At 67.5% G+C, this 26,704-nt stretch carries 26 protein-coding genes and 1 tRNA gene; 3 read left to right on the top strand and 24 right to left on the bottom strand.

Annotated features, from left to right (window positions below; translation table 11 throughout):
• Nucleotides 1–24: 24 nt before the first annotated feature.
• Complete coding sequence (locus CPZ00_RS12605) at nt 25–765, top strand: DUF7289 family protein (RefSeq protein WP_096391196.1); 741 nt, start codon at nt 25–27, stop codon at nt 763–765.
• A gap of 76 nt (nt 766–841) precedes the next feature.
• Here CPZ00_RS12605 and CPZ00_RS12610 read toward each other — a convergent pair whose 3' ends face one another.
• From CPZ00_RS12610 to CPZ00_RS12640, 7 genes are all read right to left on the bottom strand, one after another.
• The gene (locus CPZ00_RS12610) at nt 842–2,329 is read right to left on the bottom strand and encodes a DUF7289 family protein (protein ID WP_096391197.1); all 1,488 of its coding nucleotides are present in this window, start codon (nt 2,327–2,329) and stop codon (nt 842–844) included.
• 101 nt (nt 2,330–2,430) lie between these two features.
• The gene (locus tag CPZ00_RS12615; RefSeq protein ID WP_096391198.1) at nt 2,431–2,928 is read right to left on the bottom strand and encodes a DUF7266 family protein; all 498 of its coding nucleotides are present in this window, start codon (nt 2,926–2,928) and stop codon (nt 2,431–2,433) included.
• The gene (locus tag CPZ00_RS12620; RefSeq protein ID WP_096391199.1) at nt 2,918–3,979 is read right to left on the bottom strand and encodes a DUF7261 family protein; all 1,062 of its coding nucleotides are present in this window, start codon (nt 3,977–3,979) and stop codon (nt 2,918–2,920) included. Before CPZ00_RS12620 ends, CPZ00_RS12615 begins: the two co-directional genes overlap by 11 nt.
• Nucleotides 3,967–4,599, bottom strand: a complete 633-nt coding sequence (locus CPZ00_RS12625; protein WP_096391200.1) for a DUF7288 family protein — start codon at nt 4,597–4,599, stop codon at nt 3,967–3,969. Before CPZ00_RS12625 ends, CPZ00_RS12620 begins: the two co-directional genes overlap by 13 nt.
• Nucleotide 4,600: 1 nt before the next feature.
• Nucleotides 4,601–5,161, bottom strand: a complete 561-nt coding sequence (locus CPZ00_RS12630; RefSeq protein WP_096391201.1) for a DUF7287 family protein — start codon at nt 5,159–5,161, stop codon at nt 4,601–4,603.
• A 5-nt stretch (nt 5,162–5,166) separates the two neighbouring features.
• The gene (locus CPZ00_RS12635; RefSeq protein WP_096391202.1) at nt 5,167–7,206 is read right to left on the bottom strand and encodes a type II secretion system F family protein; all 2,040 of its coding nucleotides are present in this window, start codon (nt 7,204–7,206) and stop codon (nt 5,167–5,169) included.
• Between the two features lie 79 nt (nt 7,207–7,285).
• Complete coding sequence (locus CPZ00_RS12640; RefSeq protein ID WP_233255089.1) at nt 7,286–10,210, bottom strand: type II/IV secretion system ATPase subunit; 2,925 nt, start codon at nt 10,208–10,210, stop codon at nt 7,286–7,288.
• Between the two features lie 178 nt (nt 10,211–10,388).
• Between CPZ00_RS12640 and CPZ00_RS12645 the strand changes: the two genes are divergently transcribed.
• Nucleotides 10,389–11,072, top strand: a complete 684-nt coding sequence (locus CPZ00_RS12645; RefSeq protein WP_096391204.1) for a DUF1405 domain-containing protein — start codon at nt 10,389–10,391, stop codon at nt 11,070–11,072.
• Nucleotides 11,073–11,427: 355 nt separating this feature from the next.
• Here the strand turns inward: CPZ00_RS12645 and CPZ00_RS12650 are convergent.
• From CPZ00_RS12650 to CPZ00_RS12665, 4 genes are all read right to left on the bottom strand, one after another.
• A tRNA-Arg gene (locus CPZ00_RS12650) sits at nt 11,428–11,500 on the bottom strand.
• Nucleotides 11,501–11,568: 68 nt separating this feature from the next.
• Nucleotides 11,569–11,904: a Sec-independent protein translocase subunit TatA/TatB gene (locus CPZ00_RS12655; protein ID WP_096391205.1), complete on the bottom strand. Its 336-nt coding sequence runs from the start codon at nt 11,902–11,904 to the stop codon at nt 11,569–11,571.
• Between the two features lie 185 nt (nt 11,905–12,089).
• Nucleotides 12,090–12,857 carry an SDR family NAD(P)-dependent oxidoreductase gene (locus tag CPZ00_RS12660; protein ID WP_096391206.1) on the bottom strand — a complete coding sequence of 256 codons (768 nt, stop codon included), beginning with the start codon at nt 12,855–12,857 and terminating at the stop codon, nt 12,090–12,092.
• Between the two features lie 5 nt (nt 12,858–12,862).
• The gene (locus tag CPZ00_RS12665; RefSeq protein ID WP_096391207.1) at nt 12,863–13,681 is read right to left on the bottom strand and encodes an enoyl-CoA hydratase/isomerase family protein; all 819 of its coding nucleotides are present in this window, start codon (nt 13,679–13,681) and stop codon (nt 12,863–12,865) included.
• A gap of 262 nt (nt 13,682–13,943) precedes the next feature.
• Here CPZ00_RS12665 and CPZ00_RS12670 point away from each other — a divergent pair, with 262 nt between their 5' ends.
• Nucleotides 13,944–14,792, top strand: a complete 849-nt coding sequence (locus tag CPZ00_RS12670; RefSeq protein WP_233255090.1) for an HD domain-containing protein — start codon at nt 13,944–13,946, stop codon at nt 14,790–14,792.
• Nucleotides 14,793–14,814: 22 nt separating this feature from the next.
• Here CPZ00_RS12670 and CPZ00_RS12675 read toward each other — a convergent pair whose 3' ends face one another.
• From CPZ00_RS12675 to CPZ00_RS12740, 13 genes are all read right to left on the bottom strand, one after another.
• Nucleotides 14,815–15,237: a hypothetical protein gene (locus CPZ00_RS12675; protein WP_233255091.1), complete on the bottom strand. Its 423-nt coding sequence runs from the start codon at nt 15,235–15,237 to the stop codon at nt 14,815–14,817.
• 97 nt (nt 15,238–15,334) lie between these two features.
• Nucleotides 15,335–17,149: a Na(+)/H(+) antiporter subunit D gene (locus CPZ00_RS12680; RefSeq protein WP_096391209.1), complete on the bottom strand. Its 1,815-nt coding sequence runs from the start codon at nt 17,147–17,149 to the stop codon at nt 15,335–15,337.
• Complete coding sequence (locus tag CPZ00_RS12685; protein WP_096391210.1) at nt 17,146–19,281, bottom strand: proton-conducting transporter transmembrane domain-containing protein; 2,136 nt, start codon at nt 19,279–19,281, stop codon at nt 17,146–17,148. The genes CPZ00_RS12680 and CPZ00_RS12685 overlap by 4 nt, the downstream gene beginning before the upstream one ends.
• Nucleotides 19,282–20,868: a proton-conducting transporter transmembrane domain-containing protein gene (locus tag CPZ00_RS12690; RefSeq protein WP_096391211.1), complete on the bottom strand. Its 1,587-nt coding sequence runs from the start codon at nt 20,866–20,868 to the stop codon at nt 19,282–19,284.
• On the bottom strand, nt 20,865–21,350 hold the full coding sequence (locus CPZ00_RS12695; RefSeq protein ID WP_096391212.1) for a cation:proton antiporter subunit C: 486 nt from the start codon (nt 21,348–21,350) through the stop codon (nt 20,865–20,867). Before CPZ00_RS12695 ends, CPZ00_RS12690 begins: the two co-directional genes overlap by 4 nt.
• A complete protein-coding gene (locus CPZ00_RS12700; protein ID WP_394338421.1) occupies nt 21,347–22,072 on the bottom strand; it encodes an MnhB domain-containing protein in 726 nt (241 codons plus the stop codon). The genes CPZ00_RS12695 and CPZ00_RS12700 overlap by 4 nt, the downstream gene beginning before the upstream one ends.
• Nucleotides 22,069–22,617, bottom strand: a complete 549-nt coding sequence (locus CPZ00_RS12705) for a DUF4040 domain-containing protein (RefSeq protein ID WP_096391213.1) — start codon at nt 22,615–22,617, stop codon at nt 22,069–22,071. The genes CPZ00_RS12700 and CPZ00_RS12705 overlap by 4 nt, the downstream gene beginning before the upstream one ends.
• Nucleotides 22,614–22,955, bottom strand: coding sequence for a monovalent cation/H(+) antiporter subunit G (gene mnhG / locus CPZ00_RS12710; protein ID WP_096391214.1), 342 nt, complete (start codon nt 22,953–22,955; stop codon nt 22,614–22,616). Before mnhG ends, CPZ00_RS12705 begins: the two co-directional genes overlap by 4 nt.
• Nucleotides 22,955–23,260: a cation:proton antiporter gene (locus tag CPZ00_RS12715; protein ID WP_096391215.1), complete on the bottom strand. Its 306-nt coding sequence runs from the start codon at nt 23,258–23,260 to the stop codon at nt 22,955–22,957. Before CPZ00_RS12715 ends, mnhG begins: the two co-directional genes overlap by 1 nt.
• Nucleotides 23,257–24,387, bottom strand: coding sequence for a monovalent cation/H+ antiporter subunit E (locus CPZ00_RS12720; RefSeq protein ID WP_233255092.1), 1,131 nt, complete (start codon nt 24,385–24,387; stop codon nt 23,257–23,259). Before CPZ00_RS12720 ends, CPZ00_RS12715 begins: the two co-directional genes overlap by 4 nt.
• 219 nt (nt 24,388–24,606) lie before the next feature.
• Nucleotides 24,607–24,897 (bottom strand): phage repressor protein, encoded by a 291-nt coding sequence (locus tag CPZ00_RS12725; RefSeq protein WP_096391217.1) that lies wholly within the window; start codon nt 24,895–24,897, stop codon nt 24,607–24,609.
• A 409-nt stretch (nt 24,898–25,306) separates the two neighbouring features.
• Entirely contained in the window at nt 25,307–25,918 is a 612-nt protein-coding gene (locus tag CPZ00_RS12735) for a DUF7504 family protein (protein WP_096391219.1), read from the bottom strand.
• Complete coding sequence (locus tag CPZ00_RS12740) at nt 25,915–26,157, bottom strand: hypothetical protein (protein WP_096391220.1); 243 nt, start codon at nt 26,155–26,157, stop codon at nt 25,915–25,917. Before CPZ00_RS12740 ends, CPZ00_RS12735 begins: the two co-directional genes overlap by 4 nt.
• Between the last annotated feature and the right edge of the window lie 547 nt (nt 26,158–26,704).

Below are 26,704 nucleotides of genomic sequence, written 5' to 3' on the forward strand. Positions count from 1 at the left end.
TACCGCCCGGACGATGGGTCCGGTATGTTCCGCGGGGAGGACCGGGGGGTCAGCGAGGTGCTCGGGTTCGTGCTCGTCTTCTCGCTGATCGTTGCCTCGGTCGGGATCGTCTTTACCGCCGGCCTGAGCGGCCTCCAGGACGTACGCGATGCCGAGCGCGTCACCAACGGCGAGCGCGCCCTCGACGTCCTCGCGGAGAACTACGACGACGTCCTGACCGGCGCGCCATCGCGTGCGACGCAGATCCGGCTTGCGGACGCCAGCCTGCGGATCGGCGATCCGGTCACGTTCCAGCTGGAATCCCGGACCGCCCCGTTGACCGTGTCCCGGATCACGTTCGCCGTCGACGACGAGGCGGTCCACTTCGTCGGCGGCGCCCTCATTCGCGAGAGTCCCGGCGGCGCCGTGATGCTACGCGAGCCGAGCGTCGTCAGCGGCCCGGAGACGATCGTCCATCGAACGCGGCTTCGAACCGGCGACGTTCCCGCGGCGGTCGGCGGCGGAGACCGGACGGTACAGGTGCGACTGGTGCGTCGCGGTCAGCCGAGCGTCCGCGTCGTCCACGACCCGACGAGCGTGACCCACAACGTCACCACGGAGGCGACCACGATCGGCGCGTGGCGTCGCCACTACGAATCACGAGGCGGGTCGTGTGACGTGACCGAGGACGTCGACGGAGAGGGACGGGACCGTCTCTCGTGTACGTTCACGGGCGTCGAGGAGCTTCGGATCGTGGACCACGACGTCGCGGTCGCCGTCGAGTGAGCAAGCACACTCGACGGCGACCTCGTTTTCGGCCACTCGACGGCCCCGTTTTCAGGCGAACTCGACGGCCCCGTTTTCAGGCGAACTCGACGATGACTCCGTTCTCGGTGACGTGGAGATAGGTGATGTACCGGCCCTCGCCGCTCGCGTCGTATCTGAGGGTCAACGAGGAGGAGCCGGGGTCGAGCTGGTTGCCCTGGCCTTCCCCTCCGGTGGCGTACTCGACTTCGAGGTCGAAGGTCGGGCCGAGCTGCGCGGCGTAGTAGCTGACGGGCTCCACCACGGCGATCGATTGGCCGTCGTCTCGCGACACGTCGTTGCCGTCCGTGCCCACGATCGTCGCGGTGTCGTTCACGTTCTCCCAGTCGTAGACGGCGTCCTCGACGTCGCCGGTGCCGGTGTCGTAGGTGAACTCCTCCGTGCTTGCGAAATCGACCGTCAGGTCGCCGTCGCCGCTACAGTCGGCGAACTCGTTGCCCGTCTCGGTGCCGGTCGAATCGAGGAGCCGCCAGTGATGGGTGTCGGTCCCGTTGCCGTAGAGGATATGCGTATCGAAGGTCGCCTCGCAGACGGGCGTCCCTGCACCCTGCCCGTTGTCGAACTCGAGCAGGGCTTCGAATCGCCGGTCGCCGTTCTCGGCGTGGAAGCTGACCCACGCGTTGTTCGGATTGGAGATCGACAGCTCCGTCGAGAAGTCCTCGAGGGCACCCTCGCCGGCCAGTCCCCGAACCGGGACCGACCCGCCGTCGCCGGGCCACTCGAAGACCCCGCCGCCGCCGATCGACTCGAGCTCGAGGAAGACGGTGCGGCTCGTGTCGACGTCGTCGGTGACGTCAGCGGGGAGATCGGCGGGACTGACGACGCTTCCGGTCGTTCGGCGCTCGAAGTACTCTCGCCAGCCGTCGTGGTAGTCGCTCTCGACGGCGACGACGACGGAGCCGTTCGTGACGGGGTTGGTGGAGTCCGGATCGTTCGGGTCCGGGAACACCCGCGTCGTTCCGTTGTCGGTCAGTCGAACCCGCGAGGGGCCGCCGCTCGCCACCGTCTCGCCGGCGGTTACCGAGACGATCGGGAGAGTCAACGTGGCCCCACGGTAGTGGAACTGTGGCGGGGAGACCATCCGGGCCGCGTCGCCGTCGGTCCGCCAGACGCCGCCTCCCTGGAAGGCGACGGTGTCGTCACCGTTCCGGTAGGTCACCGATCCGAGGGACCCGTCCGCGAGCCGCTCGGCCGCTCCCGCCCCGCTTGCGTTCACGTGCCACACCTGCATCCGGCCGGCGTCCTCCACGACCGTCATCGTTCCCGCCGAATCGCCGGTGGCCATCGTCTGGGTTTCCGTTTCGCCGAGGGCGACCAGCGACGCCTGTGAGGCGAACTTGGTCATCACGTGTTCGCTGCGCTCGACGTCGGCGGTTTGCTGGATGTCCGCGATCGCGGTCGACCCGAACGTGACCACGGCCAGCGTCCCGACGAGGGTGATCCCGATCAGGAGCACGACGCCGATCGGCGCGGTGGCCGCTCGGTCCGTTTTCTCCCCTCCACGGATCCCCCCGACGTCCAACATACGGGCGCCGATACGCCGTGACCGTCCTTAAGGGTACGCACGAAGGGATGGCGCGTTGAAACGTCCCTGGTAGCCCGTCCGATTCCGGGACGCCGGACGAACTACCCGATCGTCCCGCGCTCGAGCTGGAGTTCACCGCTCCCGTCGCCGTACCGAATCACGATCGGGCCGCCGGCGACGGAGGCGTCGCTGACGGGTGTGTGCGTCACGACTCGGGTCGTGTACGTCGCCGATCCGTCAGTGTTTTCGAGGTGTATCGTCGCGGTGTACGGCGGATCGCCGCCCGCCGATCCCGTCACGCGGATGGTGTATCCCCCGCCGGCCATCCGCGACCGGAGCGGAACGGCCACCTCGACCGTCGGTGGTGCGGACGCTCCCGCGGCTTCGACCAGGCGATCGGCGTCGGCGTAGCCCGTGGCCACCCGCTCGCCGGCCACCTCGAAGCCGGTCGTTGCCGCGGCGGTCTGCTGGTCGTCGAGCACGTTCCCGCCGGCCACGAACAGCCCCGAGACGAGCAACGAGGCGATGACCAACCCGAGGACGTAGCCCACCACGGTCGAGACGGCCCGCTCGTCGCCGGCGAGTCGATTACGCGTCATCGTAGGCTGCCTCCTCCGGAGCGATGCGGATCGGCGCCTCGTACCGGACGTCCTCGGACCGGTAGCGAACGTCGTAACTCACGTCGTAGACGACCGCCTCGACGGTCGGATCCCCGTCAGCAGGGTCCGTCGGATCGTCGTAGGCGTCGCTCGGCGTGCTGTCGATCGATCCGGCCGGTTCGTTGACGACGAGCCGGTAGGACCCCTCCACTGCGTCGCCGTTCCGGTAGGCGATCGAATGGCCCGGTCCAAGCGCCGCGAAGAACGAGGCGTCGAAGGCGGTCGTGGTATCGGGTGCATCGCCGGGTGCGACGGTCCCGTCGGTCACGTCGACGACGATCGTTCCCGAGGCGACGCAGACCGGGTCGGAGAGATCGTCGTCGTCGATCGTGCCGTCGCCGTCGATCTCCCGTCCGACGAGACAGCTCTCCGAGCCGTCCTCGTACAGGTGGAGCGCGTGTGCGTCCCCGAACGTGACGAAGAACGAGTCGGTGACGTTGGCCGGGTCGCCGGCGGGGTCGATCGCCGCGCTCGGGTCGCCCTCGATCGTGTAGTTGCGCACGCGGATTGACTCCGCAAGCGTCCAGTCGTGTCGCGAAACGTTCCCGGCGGGATGGAAGTGGTCGTCCGTGCCGGCCGTCTCGTCGCTGATCCGGGACCCGTCAGTCGGGGTCACGTTTTCGACGGTCGTCACGTGCCCCCGTCTCGCCGCGTGCTGCGTGGACGCGTTCTCCCAGGCGGCGAGGCCGTTCTCGACGGTCGCGCTCAGGGTTGCGTGGTCGGCGGTGCCGTCGTGATCGTTCGCCGACGCCAGGAGGGCCGCGCCGACGTCGGCGGCCGCCCCGTGGTATTCGATCGTGACGTCGGCGTCGGCGCCGGCGTCGCGGGTCGCGAGGGTTCCCGAGTAGATGACGCTGTTCAAAAGCCCCGCCAGCGTGACGAAGAGGACGGCGAGGACGATCGCGGCGACGAGGAACAGCTGGGCGCGATCCCGCCGTCCCCTGGGCGTCGAGGCTTCGCTTCCCTCCGGATCCGGGGTCACATCCGCCATACCGTCACCTCCACCTCGACGACGTTGAACACCGGCGAGTTCGTGCCGTCGACGTCACGGTCGACGAAGTAGGTCCCGTTGCTCGCGGCCTCCGCGACCGTCTCGTCGGTTGGCGTCCCATCGGAACCGAGGATCGCGTCGGCCTCGAACAGCGTCACCCGGTGGGTCGCGGTCGCGGCGTGGTCGCTCGGCGTCCCCAGCTCGATGAGCGGCTGACGCCGCCGGTCCCCGTCACGGAGATAGTAGAGATCCACGTTGACCGCGGTCCCGCGTTCGAGGAACGTCTCCGAGAGTGCGGGCCCGAACGCCGGAGCGTCCGGACCGGTCGGGAGCGTCCCGTCGTACTGTCCCCTGCCTCCGGTCGCGCCGTGGAACCCGTCGTCCTCGGCGGAGGTGTTGTAGTACAGCAGGGTTCGTTTGAGGCTCCCGTTCTCGGCCTCGCCCGCGAGCAGTCCCTGCGCCAGCTCGGCCTGCTGGGTCTCGATGTGTTGATTCGAGGTGCTGCCCGACAGCGGCGTCACCGCCGTCACCTGCAGTGCGAACAGAATCGCCGAGAGCAACACGATCGCGGCCGCGACCGCCTCGAGTGTGTGTGCCTGTCCGCGCGAGTCGCGAGCCATCTCACCACACCCTCACGACCAGCCGGTAGGTTCGCCGCTGGCCGGATCCGTCCTCGAGCAGGACGATCCGGCGTGCAACGGTCACCGTGTCGCCCCCGTCGGGGACAGGTCCGGCGGCCGGCGTAACGGGCGTACCCCCGTAGGACAGGGACGGCGGGGATCCGCCGACTGATCGGGCCTCGATCGTCACGTTCACCGCGTGGTCGGTCGCGAGCGCCTCGGCGGGCGTCGTGGCTCCCTCGTCGAATCGACAGTCGTCGCCCGTCGGGGCGTCCTGGTGCAGCTGCCGGAAGAACGCGGCCGTGCACGTTTCGTTCAGCCGATTGCCGTCGACCGGATGCCCGAGCACGTCGCCGGACAGCGAGTCGGCGAACCGGTCGGCGGCCTGGGTCGGATCGACGTCCTCGAAGGGCGCCATCATTCCCGGCAGGAAGGCGACGACGAACGCCACGACGATGAGGAAGGTGCTCGCACCGATCGCGAAATCGAGCGTGGTCTGTGCGCGTCGGCCGGTCGGTGGGGATGCGCGTCGGCCGGTCGGTGGGGATGCGCGTTGCTTCATCCGTGTCACCCCACGTAGATCCACGTCGCGAGGGCGATGCTCAACAACACGATCACGAACTTGACGCCGGAGATGATGTCGGCGTTGCGGATGTAGCCGCTGATGAATCCCGAGAGGATCGCCTGGATGGTCACGGCGTGGAAGAACAACAGCGACAGGAGTTCGGGGTTGACGCCGCCGCCGAAGTTCATCTCCCCGGCTTGGTTGCCGCTCGCTGCGGCGTCGCCGCCGGAGTCGACGAGCTGGGCCATCACGTCGATGAACTGCGTTTGGAGGATCGCCATCACGCCGAGCAGGGTCACGTAGGTCATCAGGATGATCGCCACCTGCATCCGGGTGCGCGACTTCCGCTCGCGGTCGATGTCGTCCTGGTTTTCGGACGCCTGCGCGGCGGTCGTCAACACGTCCGTGATCTGTGAGGACGCCTCCTGGGCCTCCGATATCAGCTTGACCGTCCGGGCGAGCCGGGGTATGTGGTACTTGTTGTTGAACTCGATGAACGCCTCCCGGAGGCTCATCCCGTAGTTCACCTTGGCGTACATCACGTCGAACTCGTCGGCGAGCTTTCCGGAGGAGGTCTCCGAGACCGTCCGGATCGACTCCAACAGGGTCTGGCCCGTGTCGTTGGCCGAGGAGAGCTTCCGGAGGTTCTCCGAGAGCTTCCCGACGATCGCCGACCGCGAGCGCTCGTGCCACTCGTGGAAGAACGCCAGCGGAACCAGGGTGAGATACAGCGGAACGTACGCCCAGATGACGGTGCTCCAGACGGGTCGTGCGATCCACGCGTCGACGGTCGTTGGCGCGATGCCGCTCACGACCGCGTTCGCGACCAGCACCAGAGCGGCGGGAACGGTCAACACCAGGGTGTACAGCGGGTTCCGCTTGAAGAACAGGTGGGGCTTCGTGAGCAGCTCCAACGTCTTGTGGGTCCCCTCGCGGCCCTTGATACGGTCGAAGACCGCGTGGCGACCGACGAACCCTTCCACGAGACCGAGATGGACCAGGCCCTCCTTGCTCGTCGTCTCGAGACGGTCGCTGCCGTCGGCCGGCCGGAGGTAGCCGTCGCCGGGCTCGTCCTGTTTCACCGTCGAGACCAGCACGAGGAACCCGACGCCGGTCAACGGAATGAGCAGGTAGACGGTCGCATACAGCAGCCGGTCGTCGGAATCGCCCATCATTCCCATGATGACGAGGAGGATGATGAGCAACAGCGGGAACAGCGAGAGCGTCATGTACATCTCGCCGAACAGCTCGAGCGTCTCGAGGGTCATCTCCTGTTGCTGTTTGGCCGTTCGGAGGTGCTTCTCCTTTTTATCGCTCAGGAACCGCTCCATATCTCCGCCGGAGTTGACTATCGAGAGCATGTCGGTGAGAAACTGTGAGAGCTCCTCGGAGGGCGTCTCCATCGACTGCTGCCGGATGGCGTTTCGATAGTCGGTCCCGAAGTACTCGGTCTCGTTGACGATGCTCTGGAACTCCCTTGAGACCTCGCCGTAGGTGTCCTCGGCGGCCGCCATCGCCCGGAGGATCTCGAGCTGATTGAGCCCCCCGACCGACAGCGCGTACATGAACGACACCGAGTCGGCGAGCAGCATATCGATCTCACGCTTCCGTGACGACGACCGCGAGTACGGGATCACCAGCAGACTCCCGAACCCGATCGCGAACCCGATCGTCCCGAAGACGAGCCCGGCGATGAACACCGCCGTCGGAACCGCAAGCGATCGGAGGAACGCCGCCAGCTCCGGGTCCGGGACCGGAATGCCGAGCCGAACCGCGCTCGGATCCACGATCCCGACGGCGAAGGCCGTGTAGCTGGCGAACGTCCCGACCACCCACAGCACGAGCCCGGTCAGGATCCCGATCGCGAGCGCCTTCGAGACGTACAGCTCGACGGTGTCCGTCATCCGCGCCTCGGTCAGCTTCGTCTCGACGTCCGCGACGAAATCGCCGTCCGGGTCGAAGAGCAGCCGAAAGACGGGATAGAATGCGGTCCCGAGAAGGTCAGTTCCGGTCGCGGTCCCCTCCGGTCCCGAGACGCTCATCGGCCCGTCACTCTCCGCCGGCGACTGGTCGTTCCCGTTCGGCGCTCATCCGGCACGGTGCCTGCGCGCGTGACGACAGTCATTCTCGCGACCCGCCGTCCTCGATCGATCCGAATCCCCACTCGTCCATATCGATCTCCGCGTCGCCGGCGTCGGCCGCATCCTCGGACTCCTCTTCCCCCGCGTCGCCGGCGTCGGCCGCATCCTCGGATTCGTCGCCCTCCGCGTCGCTCGTTTTCCCCCGATCGCTCGGCTCGTCCGGGTCTCCGGGATTGCCCGGCTCGGCGCCGTCACGGTCACGTTCGTCGGTGGCCTGTGGTTCCATCGGCTGGGTCGGGTTCCGAAGGGTCAACGATCCGTCCGGACCATCGTCCGACCTGGAGGCCGCAGCCGCGGCGGGCTCTGCAGGATCGTCGGACGCCGTCGGGCTGCCCGCCCCGGTCACGGATCCGATCTCTCCGGAGTGGCCCTTCCCGGGTTCGTCATCCCCGGATCGGCCGTCCGTCGACCCGGCTGCGGCGGCGATGGACTGCAGCGTCGACCGGTCGGCGGCCGGTTCCGCCTCGACGTCGGACGCGGCGGGAACGTCGACGAGTGCGTCCGCGACCGAATCGGGGACGGTGCCGCGATACTCCGCGAACAGGTCCTCCGCGTCGGCGAGGATCTCCGCGGCCTCCGTCCGCCCGTCCTCGTCCGGATCGGGACGCGGCACCATCGCCTCGGTCTCGGGGTCGACGTTGATCTGAACCGACTCCATCTCGCGGAGGTCCTCGAGCGAGCTGCGCAGGCCGTCGGTGGCCATCAATGCGAGGATCGTCTCGGGGTCGTTGATGAACGCCTGAAACGTCGCCGCCACCTCCGCGTAGGTGTTGAGCCCGCGGTCGATGAGGTACGCAAGCACGACGCGGCGTTTGAACAGCTCCGCGTCCAGCGTCTCCCGGTCCCATCCGCGGTCGAAGATGATCTCCTCGAGGGTGCTCGATTCCCCCATCCGGAGGAACTCGTCGGTCTCAGCCTGCCACTGGAAGACGTCCTGCACGTTTATCTCGTCGTTCTCGGCGTCGTAGTGGTTGATCTCGGTGAGCGACTTGTTCCGCCTGACCTTCCGGCCCTTCACGCGCGTCGAGGACTGGACGGAGACCAGATCCAGCGCCGTGAACATCGTCTTCGAGACGTTGATCGGGTCGGTGGTGAACCGCTTGAGCACCTCACCGACCGAGTCGGCGTGGAAGGTCGTGTAGGTCGTGTGACCGGTCGACATCACCTGGAAGGCCGTCCGTCCCTCCTCGCCACGGATCTCGCCCATCACGATGTAGTCGGGGCGCTGCCGGAGCGCGGCCTCGAGCAGGTCGAATTCGTCGACGTCGCCCTTGTCGTCGTCGCTGAAGGAGGGCCGGGTGACGGAGGCGATCCAGTTGCGCTGGGGCAGCTCGACCTCGCGGGTGTCCTCGATCGAGACGATCTTCGAGTTCGAGGGGATGAACAGCGAGACCGCGTTCAGGCTCGTCGTCTTCCCGGAGGCAGTCCCGCCCGCGAAGATGAGCGACTTGTGGTTCTCGATGCAGAGCCACAGGAAGGCCATCTCCTCCAGCGAGAACGTGTTCCAGTTGACGAGGTCGACCGGCGTGAACGGGACGTCCTTGAACTGCCGGATGGTGTAGTTCGTCCCGTGGTCGGAGACCTCGGTTCCGAGGGTGAGCTGTGCCCGCGAGCCGTCCGGCAGCGTACAGTCGACCTGCGGCGACCGCTTGGAGATCCCCTTTCCGGATCGCTGGGCGAGCTTCACGACGAAGTCGTCGAGTTCCGTCGTCCCGTGATGGACGTTCGTGATGAGCTGTTCGTACTCGGAGTGGTAGACGAACACCGGGGAGTCGTATCCGTCACAGGAGACGTCCTCGACGTTGATGTCGTACTTTATCGGGTCGATCCGCTCGTAGCCGATGAAGTCACGCTTGAGATAATACAGCAGCTTCTCGACCTGGTACTCGGAGAGCGTTTCGGCGTCCTCCTCGAGAACGGCCGGCTCCGGGCGCGCGGCGATGCCCTCGAGCGTATCGTAGTCGCCGGAGTCACGGGCGTCGTAGCCGAGCGCCTGCGCGATCCGTCCCGCGATCCCGTCGCTCGGCTCGAATCCGAACCGGTCGAACGCCGCCCCGACGGGGCTCGCATCCGACTCGCGCGAGTAGAGGTCGTACCGGTCGAGCAGCCGGTAGGTCTCATCGGCGATCACTGCCTTCCGCTCCGCCTCGTCGCCGCCGGAGATCGCCTCGTCGGCGTACTTGATCGACGTGCGTAGCTTGCCGGTGAGGTAGTCGTTGATCTCCGTCTCGATCTCGGTTCGGTGGGGCTGGATCGCGTAGTACTTCTTCTCGTTCTCCTTCGTCGAGTGAAAGAGTATCACGAACGCGTACGGCTTGTTCACCCAGTAGCGCTCGACCTCCCGGAAATGTGATTTCTTCGCCGTCGGCACCGCCTTCTCCAGGTCGTACCGGTTGACGAGCGTCGTCGTCCCCTCGTCGGTCGCGAAGAACGCGTCCTCGTCGATGTCGTCGGCGACGCTCACCGTTCGCTCCTCGACCGCGTTCGAGAGGTGGGCCGCGAGCCCGGCGCCGGCCGACAGAAAGGTCTCGGTCGCGTCGGGGTCGAAGCCGAGCGCTGCCGCCGAATCGAACGGGTCGGGATCACCGTCCGCGCCGGTCGGCGGCTCGCCGCGGCCGTCATAAACGTATTCGTGCTTGTAGTCCTCCCAGGTGTAATACCCTTTCGCGACCGGCACCGAATCGAGGTCGTACCGCTCCGCACACCGGTCGCGGAGCGTCTCACCGACGGTGGCCGCGGCCGCGATCCGGTCCGAGAGGGCCGCGGGGTCGATCCCGGACCCGTTCGCCGGGGCGGAACCGGACTCGTTCGCCGGGGCGGAACCGGAGCCGTCCACCGAACCGAGTTCAGTTCGATCTCGCTCGGCATCCGGCGGATCCGGTTCGCCGTCGGCGTTCTCAGCCATTACCCGCACCAATCCCGGGAGAGTCAAAAAGGCTTCCACCAAAAGAGTCATCCAGACAACCTGTCTCGGCAGTTTTCGGCGGATCGGCCGTTCGCGAGACCGGAGGCGACGCCGTCGACGGGCGCGTCCGACTTCGGGGTCCCGCGAGCTTTTTCCACCGGGACGCCGGAGCGGGAGTGTGAGTCGATCGGACCACACCCTCCTCGCCGCGCTCCGCGACCCGACGGTCCGGCGCCGGATCCGCGACCGGGCCGCCGAGGAGTTCCTCGGCGACGCGGGGAGCCTCCTGGCGACGATCGGGATCTGCGCGCTCGGCGTGCTCGTTGGGGGTCGGTTCTACGTCGCGACGATGCCCGCGGTGCCGACGCTGCTGTGGCCGCTGTACGCGGATTCGCCGACCGCGCTGGCGCTCGTGCTGCTCGCGCTCGCCGCGCTCCTTCCGACCGTCGGGTCGGGCCGCCCGGCACGCGAGACGCCGACCAATCGGCCGCTCGCGTACCTGCAGACGCTCGCGTTCGTGTGGCTCGTCAAATACGGGCTCTGGCCGCTGGCCGCGTTGAACGTCCACGCCGGGCTCTACCTCGGGTCCCCGGACGCGCTGGCGTCATACTGGGGGATCCTGGTCACGCATCTGCTGTTCGTCGCGCTGGCACTCCTGCTGCCCGCGATCGGTCGAACCACCCGCGGGGCGCTGGGACTCGCGTTGGGGCTCTCGGTGTGTAACGACGTCCTCGATTACGGACTCGGGTTCCATCCCCCACTTCGATACGATCCCGGCCTCGTGCTGCCGGTCGTGACCGTCGCGATCGGCGTCGTCGCGGTCGCCCTCGCGAACCGGTCGTTCCGCCGGCTCGGGGAGTAAGGGATGCTCGCGCCGGACGCGATCCGCGACGTCGACGCGTGCCGAACCCGGATGCCGCCATCCGCCGGCCGGAGGCATATTTAAATAATATTTACGGGAAAGTCGTTCACGAGGGCGTCGTTGAGCGAACCCGACCGTCCTCGCCAGTTGGGATGGCATCCGCTGGATACGCGAGGAGAGGATTCGATTGTGGTCCCACAAACGAACGCATAGCTGAACCAGTGGGCGGACGCGGCTGGAGTCCCGCGAGCGAACGTATGGATGAACCAGTGGGAGGACGCGGCGGGAGTCCCGCGAGCGAACGACGTGAGCGAGCGGGACTACGCCGCGGCCGCGAGTGAACGCAGTGAACGAGCGGACGCGGCGGGATTCGAACCCGCGATCGAGAGGTTAGGAACCTCTCGCCCTATCCGCTAGGCCACGCGTCCACGAGAAACGGTCGTCGATCGTCGGCCCGGTCGTCGGCGATGCGTCGGTTGGGCGCGGTCGGTCGCGGTTATTTCGACGACGATTCGGTTTCGGTCTCGGTCGCGTCGTCCTCGTCGGTCGCGTCCGAGGACGTCGAGTCGGTGCTCGTCTCGTCGGCGGACGCGTCCGCGCCCGTCGAGCCGGCGGTCGTCGTCTCATCCTCCTCGTCCTCATCGCCCTGCATCTCCTGGAGCTCCTCCTCGATCTCCTCGCGCCCCTTCTTGAACTCGCCCATCGCCTGGCCGGTCGAGCGGGCGAGCTTCGGGATCTTGTTCGCGCCGAACAGCAGCACGAGGACGAGCAGGATGATGAGGAGTTCGGGACCGACGGGAAGCGGGCCGAACAGTGGGATCGAAGGTACCATCTCACCTCGGAGTAGCCCGGTTATTATTATATGCCTTTTGCCTTTCGGGCCGTGACACGGCGCCGGGATGGCCACGGAACGCCGTCTGAACGCCGTCTGAACGCCGTCTACCGGCGATATCGAGAACGATCCCCGAGAAACTGACGGCCTCGGACCGTGCAGGCGGGTGGCCGAGCGGCGGTCCCTCAGCGACGGAGATATCCGCCGTCAACGTGGAGCGTCTCGCCGGTGATCCACTCGGCGGCGTCGCTCGCCAGGAAGACGACCGCGGACGCGACGTCATCCGGCTCGCCGATCCGGTCGAGCGCGTACGCGTCCAGCAGCTCGTCCGCGTACTGCTCGACGAACGCCTCGGTTGCCGGGGTGTGGACGGTGCCGGGACAGACGCAGTTCACGCGGACGCCGTCACCGCCGACCTCCCTGGCGAGAGTCTTGGTGAACGACCGGTTGGCCGCCTTCGCGGCGCCGTAGACCGCGAGCCCGGGGTCGTTGCCGCGGTAGGAGGAGCTCGCGTAGTTGATGACGACGCCCGACCGGTCGACGAGCTCCGGCAACGCGGCGTGAGTGCAATTCAACGTTCCGAACAGGGAGACGCCGATCTTTCGGTCCCAGTCCTCGGGGTCGGACTCGCGGAACCGCTGGGCCCCCGCGACCCCCGCGTTGTTGACGAGGACGTCCAGGCCGCCGAGCTCCGCGACGGCGGTCTCGACCAGCGCCAGTGTCTCGTCGTACTCCGTGACGTCCACCTCGACCGGGAGCGTCTCGGTACCGTACTCCGATCCGATCCGCTCGGCGGTCGTCTCGGCGGCGTCGACGTCGACGTCCGCGACGACGACCGCGGCGCCCGCATCGGCGAACGCCGCCGCCACGGCCTCCCCGATTCCCTGCCCGGCGCCCGTGACGCAGACGACGCGATCCGAGAAGTCGAGCGCGTCCTCGAAGGCCTCGAGCATCGGGGTTACCGTCCCTCCCACTCGACGTCGGCATCGGTACCGAACGCCTCGACCGCCCGGTCGTAATCGCGCGTCTGCGAGAGCGACAGCCACGCCCGGTTGCCGTACTGGAGGGCCTCCTCGAAGCCGACCTCGCGGGTGCGGTCGGCGGCCTCCTTGATCGTTCGCACCGCGAGCGGCGGCTTGTCGACGATCGAGTCGACGAACGATTCGACCGCCTCCGCAAGTTCCGCGGCCGGGTGAACGTGATCGACGATCCCCTCCGCCGCGGCCTGCTGGGCGTCGATCCGTTCGCCGGTCATACACAGCTCCTTCGCGCGGCTGACGCCGACGATCATCGATAGCCGCTGTGCCCCGCCCCCGCCCGGAAGGACACCGAAGTTGACCTCGGGCTGGCCGAACGAGCTCCGCTCGCTGGCGAGTCGGAAGTCGGACGCGAGCGCGATCTCCAAGCCGCCGCCGAGACAGAGTCCGTCGATCCGCGCGATCACCGGCGGCTCGCACCGCTCGATCGTCTCCGCCATCTCGTGGAACCCGTCCGGGATCCGCTTCTTCTCGCCGTAGTCGGTGATCGACTGCATCTCGCCGACGTCGAGGCCGGTGCTGAACGCCCGGTCGCCGGCGCCCGAGACGACGATCGCGCGGACGGCCACGCCCGTCCGGTCCTCCTCGAGCCGTCGAAACCGCCGGAATCCCTCGATGAGTTCCCGTTGCATTCGTCCGTCGATCGCGTTCATCGCGTCCGGGCGATCGAGTTCGATCCGTCCAACGCCGGCGTCCTCGTCGAACGACCAGGCGATCGCCTCGTAGTCGGGGTCCGACATCACCGAAACGGTTCGCGAGCTATTATTAATGATTTACGATGATCATTTATAAATATTATAGATAACCTTTGATACTACCAGTGCGTATAATTACCGCGTATGTCGATACCAAACACCGTATTCGATCCGCGCCGGAGTCACCGCCACGCGCCGCCCCCACGCGCCGCCCCCACGCCTCGGCGACCCCGCTCAGTGAGGCGGTTCGAGGTGGCGTCCACGATGGCGGATGGCTTTTAAGACGGTCGCCCCTCAGCATCGAACGATGGACATCGACGACGGCGATCCCACGACCCGGAGCGTCAAGACCGACGTCGACGAGTCGCGACGGGAGTACGACCCGACGGCCGACCACGCATTTCCGGACGGGCGGGTGAACGAGGTGCTCGAGACGGTCGAGTCCGACCCGGAGATCGGGGCGTACCTCGAGGCGCAAAACGTCAACGCGGTCACTCGGAAGGGGTACAACGACCACGGGACCAAACACATCGAGATCGTCAGGGACCGCGCGCTGCGGCTGTATGACCTGCTCAAACGGGCCGGCGTCGAATTCAACGGCGCGAGCGAACAGGGCCTCGAGGAGTCGGACGAGCCGGTCGTGATCGCGTTGGCGGCCACGCTCCACGACATCGGCCACGTCGTCCATCGCGATGACCACTCCTACTACTCGATCCCGCTTGCGGCGGATCTCCTCGACCGGTTCCTTCCGGAGTGGTACGACACGGCGACCGCGGTCCGGGTCAAAGCCGAGGTGCTCCACGCGATCCTCTGTCACCACACCGAGGAGACGCCGCTCACCCGGGAAGCCGGCGTCATCCGGATCGCCGACGGGCTCGACATGGAGCGCGGTCGGTCGCGGATCCCCTATGAGAAGGGCGGGCGCGGGATCAACACCATCTCCTCGCGGGCGATCGAACGCGTTCGGCTGACGACCGGCGACGAGGAGCCCGTCGAGGTGGAGATCACGATGAACAGCGCCGCCGGCGTCTACCAGGTCGACTCCCTGCTGAAGGAGAAGCTCCGTGGCTCGATGCTCGAGGATCTGGTCCGGATCGTCGCGATCAACACGAAGAGCGACGACGGGGACCGGCTCGTCGAGCGGATCGAGCTGTGAGGTGATCGGCCGGCCGAAGCCGTCATACCGCCCCGAGGATCCTGGCGAGGTTGTGGACGGCCGCAAGCAGCGAGAGGGCGCCGACGCCGCCGAACATCACGGCCAGCACGACGGTTCGGTTCCGCTTCGCGATCGCGACCGGCAGCGCGATGAGCACCATCCCGGCCAGCTTCGTCGCGATCATCCCGCGAACGAGCCCGTAACGATCGATGAGGACCCGACCGACCGGCGATCCCTCGACGAACGGTCCGAAGGTGATCGCCACGTACGTCGTCGCCACGTCGGCGAGGACTCCGACGAGGAACAGGCCGACCGCCAATCGCATCCGGCGATTCCACGGGTCCACGTTCCCCGATCGGCCGGAATCCGATCGGTCGGCGGTTGAACTCCCGGAATCCGACCGGCCGGCGCTGGTGTCGTCGGTCCGTGGGCGGCGCTCCGTCACGGTTGCGACCACGGGCGAGACCGATAAAAAGACGACGACGGCGCCCGGCGCCGACCGCCGTCCGCGCCGGACCGCGGCCCACCGACCCCGAACCGGCCTACCAGACGAGTCCGATCAGCACCGTGCCGGCCGCCACGAGCGTGATGATGAGGACGCCGCGACCGATCCCGCTGCGCAGCTCCGCGTCGATCCCGACCCGACGGGCGGCGGACCGCGGGTTCATCGCGACCCACTCGATGGCGGCCACGAGACGCATCGTGAGCCGGTCGACGGCCGCCCACGACTCTGTTACCCCGATGACGAGTCCGCGACCGGCGTAGAAGAACGCCGGGTAGGTGACCGCGTCGACGTCGCGCATCCGGTGGGCGAGCCACGCGAGGGGACGCTTGAGCGCGAAGAAGCCGACGAAGCCGGCGGTCAACAGCGCGGCGGATTCGGTCAGGTGGCCGGTGCTGTAGGGATGTAGCTCAGCGAGCAGGTACTCGGTGTGGGGCATCAGTCCGAGCAGCGTCTCGTAGGAAACGCCGAGATAGATGCAGGCGCCGGCGGCAAGCGTCATGCCGACCGTCTGGAACGGCGTCGCGTCGCGCGGCGAGCTCGAGGCGCTCCCGTGGAAGAACGTGTAGTAGCCGAGCTTGATGAAGGACATGAACGTCCCGACCCCACCGAGGATGAGCAGCCACCAGAGCAGCCCGCCGTCGAGAGCGATCGTGAACCGGTGGATCTCGTGAGCGGAGTCGATCACCATCCCCTTCGAGACGAAGCCGTTGAAGCCGGGGACGGCCGTGATCGACGCGGCACCGACCAGATAGATCACGAACGCGATCGGGGTCTTTCGCCAGAGCCCGCCCATCTCGCGGATGTCCTCCGTTCCGGTCCGATAGATGATCACGCCGACGGCCATGAACAGCAGGCTCTTGTAGAGGACGTTGTTGAGCAGGTGGGCGAACCCGCCGGCCAGCGCCTTCTCGCCGACGTAGCCCGCCAGGCCGATCCCCGCGAGCATGTACCCGACCTGCGCCTGGATGTGATACGAGAGGAGCCGCCGCGGGTCGTACTGCAACAGCGCGAAGAAGGCGCCGTAGACCGCCATCGCGCCGCCGAGGTAGGCCATCCACATCCCGCCCTCGGGGAACGCCCGGTAGAGCACGTAGACGGCCGTCTTGGTCGTAAACACCGAGAGGAACACCGACGCGGCGACGTGGGGGCGCGGGTAGGTGTCCGGCAGCCAGGTGTGCAGGCCGATGAACCCGCAGTTGATGCCGATCCCGATCGCCGCGAGCAGCGCCGCGGAGTCGTGGATCCCGGTCTCGGCCGTGAACAGGAAGCTCTCGACGGCACCGAAGTGGACGACGACCGCGCCGAGCAGCACCGTCCCGCCGATGCCGTGGAAGATGGCGTACCGGAAGCCGGCACGGACCGCCGCCCCGCCGTGATGCCAGACGAGCAGCGTCGAGGTGACCGCCATCAGCTCCCAGAAGACGATCAACGTGAGCCAGTCCCCGGCGTAGATCGTCGCGACCGTCGACGCGACGTAGATCAGCGCGAGCCCGGTCATCCATCGCGGCGCGTCGCTGCCGTAGGCGTAGATCACCGCCGCCGTCGCGAGGAACCCGACGACGACGCCCATCAGCCGAGAGAAGTCGTCGACGTTGAAGAAGACGACGTCGAACCCGAGGAACGTCGACGCCAGGTGTGGCCCGTACATCGCCGGGTCGAAACTCGCCGCCTGCACGAACACGAACGCGGTCGCGGCCGCTCCGAGCAGGTGGCCAAGGCGCCGCGGCAACACGACCGCCAGAACAGCGGCGATCGCCACGAGCAGGTAGGGCGGGATCGTCGTCAGGGCGATCCCGCCGGTAACGTCGGTGACGAGCGCAACACCGGCGGTTCCGGCGGTTCCGGCAGTCATCGGCCCACCCCCGCGCCCTCGAGACGCGTTTCGACGATGAGCTCGATCAGATCGAGAAACGCCATCTCGCTCGGGATCACGCCGAGCAGGACCGCAAGCGTCATCGCGGCCAGGATCGGCGCGAGCATGAACCACGTCGTCTCACGACCCAGCAGGGCCGACGCACCCCGGATCGACGTCCAGCCACCCGGCGGCGGGCCGCCGTGGTGAGCGTGGTCGTCGTGTGCGTGGTCATCGCGTCCGTCGTAGTCATCGCGTCCGTCGTCATCGTGTCCGTCGTAGTCATCGCGTCCGTCGTCATCGTGTCCGTCGTGGTCGTGCGTGCTGACCTCGTCAACGTGGCCGCTCCCGTCTCTTTCACCTGCGTGGTCGGCGGAACCGCTTTCCGGGGAGAACCGAACGTCCGTGTCGGAAGGGTTCATATCGACCGCGTAGTCCCCCGTGTCCACGCGTTCGGCGGGCTCCGAGAAGTCACGATCCCCGGGCGCGAAGTCGGGTCTCACGACGCCGTCGTCCGGTTCGACGTCCTCCGTCTCGTCGGCAGCGTCGTTCTCGTCGCGCTCGTCTCCCTCCGCCACGTCGTCGCCCTCGGCGTCCGGGATCGGCGTCTCGCCGTCCGGTTCCGAGGTGGTGCTCGCGTCCGGGTCGACGTCGCCGGTCCGCTCGTCGCGGTCGCCGCCGTCGGTTCTGACGGCCTCGATCGTGGCCGCCGTCCGGCCGCCGAGCGGGAACTCGACGAGCGGCTTGGCGTCGTGGGCATCCTCCGCCTCGAAGAAGGCGGTGTAAACGACCGGCCAGAAGTACGCGATGTTGAGCACGCCCGACAGCAGCAGCGCGCCGGCGAGGTAGTAGCCGACCGGCGTCGCCGCGCCCATGGCGACTCCCCCGACCAACATATAGAACTTGCTCACGAACCCGGCGACGAGCGGGATGCCTGCCATCCCGGCGGCCGCCACCGTGAACGCGACCATCGTCACCGGCATCCGTTTGCCGATGCCGGCCATCTCCGAGATGTAGTCGGTGTGGGTCTCGACGTGGATGCAGCCCGCACAGAAGAACAGGGTGAGCTTCATGAAGGCGTGTGCGGGGATGTGCAACAGCGCGCCAACGAGCCCGTGCCAGCCGAACAACCCGAGTCCGAGCAGGATGTAGCTGAGCTGGCTCACCGTCGAGTAGGCGAGCCGCTGTTTGAGGTGGTCCTTCCGCATGGCGATGATGCTGGCGGCGGTGAGCGTGATCGCGGCCATCACCGACAGCCAGACGCCGACGCCGAGGTCGAAGACGACCTCGGGGCCGAAGACGTCGAGGACGACCCGCGAGACGCCGAACGCGCCGGACTTGACGACGGCCACCGCGTGCAACAGCCCCGACACCGGCGTCGGCGCGACCATCGCCTCCGGCAGCCACTGGTGCAGCGGCATCAGGCCGGCCTTCACCGCGAACCCGACCCCGAGCAGGACGAAGGCGATCTTCGCCATTAGGGGATCGCTGTTCGCCGCGGTCGCGATCGCGTCGATCCCGCCCGCAGAGAAGGCGACGGTCGGCTCTCCCACGAGGCCGGTGAGCCAGTAGACCAGCACGGTGCCGGCGAGCACGAGCACGCCGCCCCCGAACATCGTGTACGCGAGGTACTTCCGGCCCGCCGACCGCGCCTCGGGCGTCTCGTCGTGGGCGACGAGCGGGTAGGTCGCGACCGACAGCAGCTCGTAGAAGACGAAGATGGTGACCAGGTTGCCCGCGAAGGCGATCCCCATCGTCGTCGACAGCGAGACTGCGAAGGCCGCGAAGTACCGGGTCTGGTTGGGCTCGCCCAGCCCGCGCATATACCCGATGCTGTACAGCGACGTGATGATCCACAGCCCGCTGGCCAGCACCGCGAACAACATTCCCAGCGGGTCCGCCCGCAGGGTGAATTCGACGTACGGCAGGAAGGTCACGACCTCGGTGACGTAGACGGTCCCGGCGAACACGCCGGGCAGCAGCGAGACCACGGCGCCGAACTTCGCGAGGGCGGCCAACAGCGTCCACCCCTCGCGGAGGTTCGGCCGGCGGTGGGACGCGACGATAGCCCCGCTGGCAACGAACGATACGAGAACGACGAACAACGGTCGCAGTGAGTCGACTTCGGTCATTCAGATCATCCTCCCGAGGAACGGTTCGAAGAGATCGGCGGCGGCGAAGCCAGCGAATCCGAGCCCGACCGCGGCCAACGTGACGACAACGAGGACGACGAACGCGCCGGTCGGGACGTCACGCGCTCCCGTGTGACCGCCGTCCGGCTGGGCCGGGGCGTCCGACTGCGTCGACGCGTTCGGTTGGGTCGGGGCGTCCGCGACGGAAGCCGACGACCCGGCGTCGCCGGGACCGGGATCGGCGCCGGCGAAGTACAGTTGCTCGATGACCCGGGCGACGTACGCCAGCGTGAACAGGGTGCTCGCGAGCATCACGGCCGCGATCCCCAGTCCGGCGGGATCGCCGCTCCCGGCGGCCCGCACCGCACCGAGCGCGATGTACCACTTGCCGAGGAGCCCGACCGAGGGCGGGATGCCGACGAGCGCGAGCCCGAGGACGACGAACGCCCCCGAGAGGTACGGCGCCCGCCGCGCGAGGCTCGCGAGGTCGGCGACGCGCCGCGCGCCGTAGCCGTACGCGAGCAGGGCGACGGCCAGGAACAGCCCGAACTTGAGCAGGCCGTGGCCGAGCAGGTGGACGATGCCGCCCAGCAGCGCCGTCTCGTTGGCGAGCGCGATCGCGGCGACGATCATCCCGAACTGCGCGACCGACGAGTAGGCGAACAGCCGCTTGAGGTCGGACTGCATCGCCGCCAGCGCCGAACCGACGAGGATCGAGACCCCGGCGGCCAGCAGCATCGCGTTCGTGATCGCGTCGTTCGCCGCGAGGAACTCGACCGTGAAGACGGTGTAGGTGATGCGCAACAGCGCGTACGCCGCCGACGTGGAAACCAGCGCCGCGATGAACGCCGTCACCGCGTCCGGCGCGCGCTGGTAGGCGTCCGGCTGCCAGACGTGCAGCGGGAAGACGGCGATCTTCAGCGAGAGGCCGACGACGATGAACGCGTAGCCCGCCCGGATCAGGGGGTCGCCGTATCCGACCCCCGCGATCGCGGACTGGAGGTCGATCATGTTCAGCGACCCCGTCGCGAGGAAGGTGTAGCCGACGCCGATCAGATACAGCGAGGCGCCGACCGTTCCCACGATCAGATACTTGATCGACGCGTACGCGCTGGCGCCCGACCGATCGGCCGCGACGAGCGCGTAGGTGGTCAACCCGACGATCTCCAGGAAGACGAAGAGGTTGAAGAGGTCGCCGGTGAGGGTGATCCCCATCAACCCGCCGGTCAGCAGCAGGTACCCGGAGTAGAAGGCGTTCCCGCGCGGCCCGATCACGCGCGAGAGGACGAGCGTACCGGCCGCGACGAGCGCGACGAGGACCACGAGCGCGGCCGACAGCTCATCGGCGACGAGTTCGATGCCGTAGGGGCGCTGCCAGCCGCCCAGCTCGTGGACGATCCCGTACTCGGTCGGCGCCCCGACCACGAAGACCGTCCGAGCGATCCAGGCGGCTATGCCGACCAGCGAGACGGCCGTCGCTGCCGCGATCGGCCAGCCGATCCGGTCGTATCGCCGTCCGAGCAGCAGCGGAAGCGTCGCCGCGAGGATCGGGACGACGATCGCAAGTGGAAGTAGCAGGTCGCTCACGCGCGCTCACCACCTGGGGAGCCGCCACCAGCGCTCGGGGAGCCGCCACCAGCGCTCGGGGAGTCGCCACCGGCCGCCGGCAGATCGTCCTCCTCGGCCATCGCCTCCCGGAGCGCGTCGGTTCGAAGGGTCCCGTACTCCGTGTAAATACGGACACAGAGCGCGAGCCCCACCGCGGTGAGGCTCACGCCCACGACGATGGCGGTCAGGACGATCACCTGCGGGAGCGGGCTCACGAGGGTCGCCTCCGGCGCGCCGCCGCTCTCGACGATCGGTATCGAGCCGCCGTGGACGTACGCGGAGGCGATGAAGAACAGGAAGATCGCGGTCTGGAACAGATTGAGCCCGATGATCTTCTTCACGAGGTGCGGGTTGGCGATCATCATGTACAGTCCGATGCACAACAGCACGGTGAACACCGCGTAGGCGTGGCGCGTCGCCAGCACGTCGAGTGCGAGTTGGATCGGTAGGTGGTCGGTCATCGGTCGGCCTCCGTGGTCGTGTCGGCGTCAGCTCCGTCGTCGGTGGTTGCGTCAGCGATCTCGGTCTCCGTCCCCGCGCCGGCCCGGTCGTCGAAGCCGGCCGCCAACAGGAAGAACAGGCCGACGAGAACCCCGGCGACGATCGGCGCGATGCCGAGGATCTCCACGCCCTCCATTCCGTACTTCACCGGATGCGGGATCGGCAGCCGGGCGTACTCGAGGAAGGTCCCGCCGCGGGCGAGCCCGACGAGGCCGATCCCGCCGAAGACGAGCACGCCGCCGACCGCGAGGCCGACGACGACGACGTTCGTGAACCACTCGCGGGTGGCGTCGATCCCGAACGCGAAGGCGATCATCAACACGACGGCGGCGGCGATCGCACCGCCCTGGAACCCGCCGCCGGGCGAGCCCGCCCCGTGGAAGGTGACGAACAGCCCGTAGGTGAGCGCGAACGGCGCCACGACCTTCACGGTCGACATGATCACCTGGCTCTCCGTGTAGGGCGTCTGCTGGCGCTGGATCGCCGAGAGATGCGGCCGGGCGTCGTGTCCCGAGTAGGTCGGTTGGATCGGCGGTCGGTCGGTCGTGGCGTCCGATCCGGCAGCGTCGTCGCCCGGCGCAGCGCCGTTGGCGGCGTCGTCGCCCGGCTCAGCGGTGGTGGCGACGTCGTCGACGACGTCAGGGTCGCGTTCGCCGTCGCCGGCGTCAGTCGGATCGCTCACGAGAACACCTCCCGGTGGAGCACGAGCATCGTCGCGATCCCGGCCCCGAAGACGACGACGGCCTCGCCGAAGGTGTCGAACCCACGGTAGGAGGCCAACACCGCCATCACCGTGTTGCCGACGCCGGTGTCCGCGTAGGTGTTCTCGAGGTAGTAGCCGGTGACGTCCGGATTCGAGTAGACGGGCGCGCTCGGGTCCCCGACGGCCGGCATCTGCGTGACCGTTGCGAGCATCACGACGCACAATCCACCAACGGCCAGCGCCGCGGTGGGATTCACGCGCTCGAAGACGGCCTCGTGGTCCATTCGCGAGGTCTTCGCGATCGTGAGCAGCAGGAGCACGGTCGTGACGCCGGCCGAGATCGCCGCCTCGGTCAACGCCACGTCGGGTGCCCGGTAGAACGTGTACAGCGCCGCCATCCCGAGGCTGTAGGCCCCGAAGACGATGATCGACGAGAGCACGTCGCGGGCGAGCGCGGTCACGACGGCCGTGGCGATCACGAAGACGAACAGCGTCGCCTCGATCGCGGTCACCGCGGCGCTCATCGGCGCTCGTCCCCCTCGGTCCACGGCACGTTCCCGTCCTCGAAGGCCGCCCGTGCGACCGCGTGGGCGGCGGTCGGGTTGGTCACGAAGATGAAGAACAGCAGGATGGCCGTCTTCACCGACGCTCCCTGCCAGCCGAGCGTGAGCGCGACCGCGGCCAGACCGAAGCCGGCGCCGAGCGTGTCCGCCTGCGAGGCGGTGTGGGCACGCGCGTAGACGTCCGGAAGCCGGATCACGCCCGTCATCGAGACGAACGTGAAGAACAACGCCCCCGCAAGGAGCACGAGGATCAGGCCCACGCGTGCCGCCGTGACGGGGTCGAGCGCGTCGAGGGCCATCAGAGGACCCCCCCACGTTCGACCGTGAACTTCGAGACGGCGATCGCCATCAGGAAGTTCAACAGCGCGTAGACGATCGCGATGTCGAGGAACGTCGGCTCGTCGAGCGCGGCGCCAAGCAGCGCCAGGATGACGACCGTGTTCGTCCCGAGGACGTTCACCGCGAGCACGCGGTCCTGCATCGTCGGGCCGACCACCGCGCGGTAGAGCATACCGAGCGCGAGGACGACGAATCCCGCCGCGCCGGCAAGCAGCACGTCGCCAACCGTATAGCCGCCCGCGATCACGACGTCGGCGATGCTCATCGGTGGTCACCGTCCTCGTCGTGATCAGTCCCGTTCGCGGGGGGCTCACGGCCGCCGTCGGTGGTCGCGAACGGCATCGGTTCGTCGGCGTCCGGCCCCTGCAGGACCGCGCAGTCGTCGCGCTCCCGGGGCGTGGGCATACGGGCGGCCTCCCGGCCGTAGAAGACGAAACGGGTCCACCGCTCGAGCCCGCCGTCGAAAAGTCCCTCGCGGGCCCACGGGATCAGCGTGTGGACGTAGAGATCCGCGTCGCGCGCTCGGACCGTCAGCGTACCCGGCGTCAGCGTGATCGAGTTGGCAAGCGTCGTGACCGGCAGTCCCGACCCCACGAGCACGCGCATCCGCGTCATCGTCGGCTCGATCGGTAGCGACGGCGACAGGATGACCCGGGCCACGACGACGTTCGATTTGAGGATCTCCAGCAGCAGGAACGGCACGTAGATCAGCCCGCGAACCAGCCGGAGCGGGGAGTCCCGCAGCGTCGGATCGTGGTCCAGGCTCACCTGCGACAGCGAGATGGCCACCACGAGCGCGGTCGCGACGCCGGTGACGAGATCGAAGGGATAGGTCGGATCGCCCAACACCAGGTAGAACAACAGCGACCCGCCGAAGACGGTCGCGAATCTCGGCCCGGTGATCTCCGAGACGAGTCGCTCGCCGCGCGACGGGCGGTCCACGGGTGCCTCCCGGACCTCGAGCGGGGAGGATGCAAGCTCGAACTCCATCGGCTGGAGGAGCGTCGTGTTGCCGACGGGGGTGTATTCGGGGTCGAGCACGACCGTTTCGATCCCGTGTTCGTCGGCGTACTCGTGGAGGCGGTCGGCATACTGGCTCGGGCCGAACAGGTAGACGTCCTCCGCGATCAGCGCGGTCTCGACGGCGACGGTTCCCTCCGGTACGTCGGCGTCGTCGAGGTCGTAGCGCGCCCAGTCCGCCACCTCCTCGAGCAGCGTCCGCGCAGTCCGCCGACGGTCGTCGATCCGCGGATCGTCCTCGCGCCAGGAGGCGAGGTAGACGAAGTGGATCGCCGAGACGTCGCCGTCGGCGGCGGCCGCGACGACGTGGGCGACAGTCGACCGCAGCGTGGCAGTGTCCTCGATCGGGACGACGACCCGGCCGTTAGCCACCGGGACCACCTCCGGGGACCGTAGTTACGACTGGTGTGGACGACATACAGGGTTCTCGTTCGGGGAGTGGCACGGACTCCTCAAAACAGTTCTTATCTTCGGGGCGGGTCGCCGCTCGCCGACACCCTCTCGCACGGAGCGAGCCGGGAGGAACCGAATCGGCGTACCGATCCTCGAACCACGATACGCTCGTTCCGGCGGAACCACGACTTGCGCCCGTTACTCCTCTCGGAGTTTCCGTTCGATCAGCTCGTCGAAGTCGACGTCGCCACGCTCGTATGCGTCCCTGTTTTGGGCGACGATACAGCCCTTCTCGGTGATCACGTAGAGCCCGCTGTTCGGGGCCGGGCCGACGCGGTCGAGGAGGTCGTAATCCGCCAATACCGGAAGTCGGGTGTTGATGTACGACCGGTTTCGGTCGAGAACGTACGCGAGATTCGCCGCGTTGTTCCGCCGACCGTCGATGAGGGCATCGAGGATCTCGAAGTCGGTCGGAACGGTCAACCGCATTAGGGCGGTATAACTCGTGCAAATATATAGTCCTTATTGATTCGCGTGCGAGTTATAACTAAATTAAGAAGAGATCATTGGGATATTTCAGTACGGTTGAACCTTGTCTAACCAACCAGTGGCTGATCTCTCGAATTGTCCCGTGGATTCCCACTCGAACGGTCGACCGGCCGGAACGCCGTTCGAATCCCCCGTCGCGCGGCATCCTGTTCCGTCGTCGTGCGTTTATGGCTCGCGATCGTCAGATCGGGGCGAATGACGAATCCTTCGGGGTCGAGACCGTCCTCTTCGTCGAGCACGTACATAGCTGCGGGTCCGGATCGACGTATCAGTGTCGTCCCCATATGCGTGGGTATCAGTCATTATGTCTCTCCCAACTGGCAACGTTGACTGATGGATTCCGGGCGGCCTACCGCGACCGGACCCGAACGCCGTCGTCGCAGTGCTCGATCACGGTATCGAACAGTCCGAGGAACGCGTTCACGGTTTGCTCGTCGTGTGCACGCGGATCCAGGTGGAATCGCGCGGTCGCGTTCGCGGCCGCACAGTGGCCGGTGATCCGGTTGACGAACCGGTAGCCGCGTTTGACGTCGACGTACTGGAGCAGCGTCGTGATCGAGGCGAACTGGAGGTCGACCGGGTACTCGCGGTCGGTCCACGCGTCGACCCGCTCGGTGATCCGGATCCCGAGCGGCGTCAACGCGCCGGGCGAGCTCACCGCGAGGACCGAGAACGCCGACCGGGAATCGTCGAACGCGGTCGCGTTCGCTCCGGTACAGAGGATCGCACCGTCGCCCGGGTCCGTGCCGACACGGCGGTCCCACGACTCGAGACACCGACGCGGCGACCGCGTCAGGCTGACCAGCAGCACGCCCGCGTCGGCAGGATTCACGACCGGACGCTCGGGGAACGGGGGCGCGGCGGCCGCGTCCGTGGTTCGGTCGAGGACGAGGACGGCGGACCCCGGCTCGATCGCCGCGGCCGGCTCCGAACCGTCCTCTCCGTCGGAACCGGTGCTCATCGATCGCCGTCGGCCTCGCGGTCGAGGTACTCCTTGGCGGTCCGGAGGTCGTCGATCGCCTGCGCGTGGTTGTCGATCGCGTCCTCGAGACTGGTCTCGATCTCGGCCTCGCTCAACTCGAACTCGTCGTGCGTGACGGCGAGGAGGTACCGCTCCAGGCTCGTGTTGGTGTGCGACTGTGCGTCGATGATGGCCTTTACCACCGTCCAGTCGACCTCGGAGGGATGGGGCGGAGCCATCACCGGTCCTCCGTGGTCGGGAACCGGACCGTCGTGGCGTGATCGTGCAGTCGGTCAAGCATCACGAGGTCCTCGCCCCGGCATCGTAGTTGAACGTTCGGCGGGGAACGGACGGTTGGCTCGTGGCGGAGGGGACGGGTGGCTGGCTCGTGGCGGAAGGGACGGGCGGTCGGATCGTGGTGACGCGGGATCCGCCGATCCGACCCCTTGGGGTGTGGCCGTGGAACGGATCGGACCGGCTCGGACATATGACACGTCTCTCCCATGCTTAATTTATACCGATGGTACATATCATTAATAAACTTACTGTACCCCACACATTTGTTGAGTTTCGTCTCGCCGTAGAATTATATAGCTTCACCCAGATTCGAGTCATATTCGGTCATTCGTGGATCAATATCGGAATATTACCCAAATATATCCACGGCGAATACGTCATTCAGGAGAGACGAGATCGGCGACGAGCGAGCGAAACCGCCGGTTCGTCAGTCTTCGGTCGGCGGCGTGAAACGAGATCTGGCCAAACCTCCGAGGACGCGCTCGACCG

Origin of the sequence: Halopenitus persicus, from assembly GCF_002355635.1 — an archaeon.
GTDB lineage: Archaea > Halobacteriota > Halobacteria > Halobacteriales > Haloferacaceae > Halopenitus > Halopenitus persicus_A.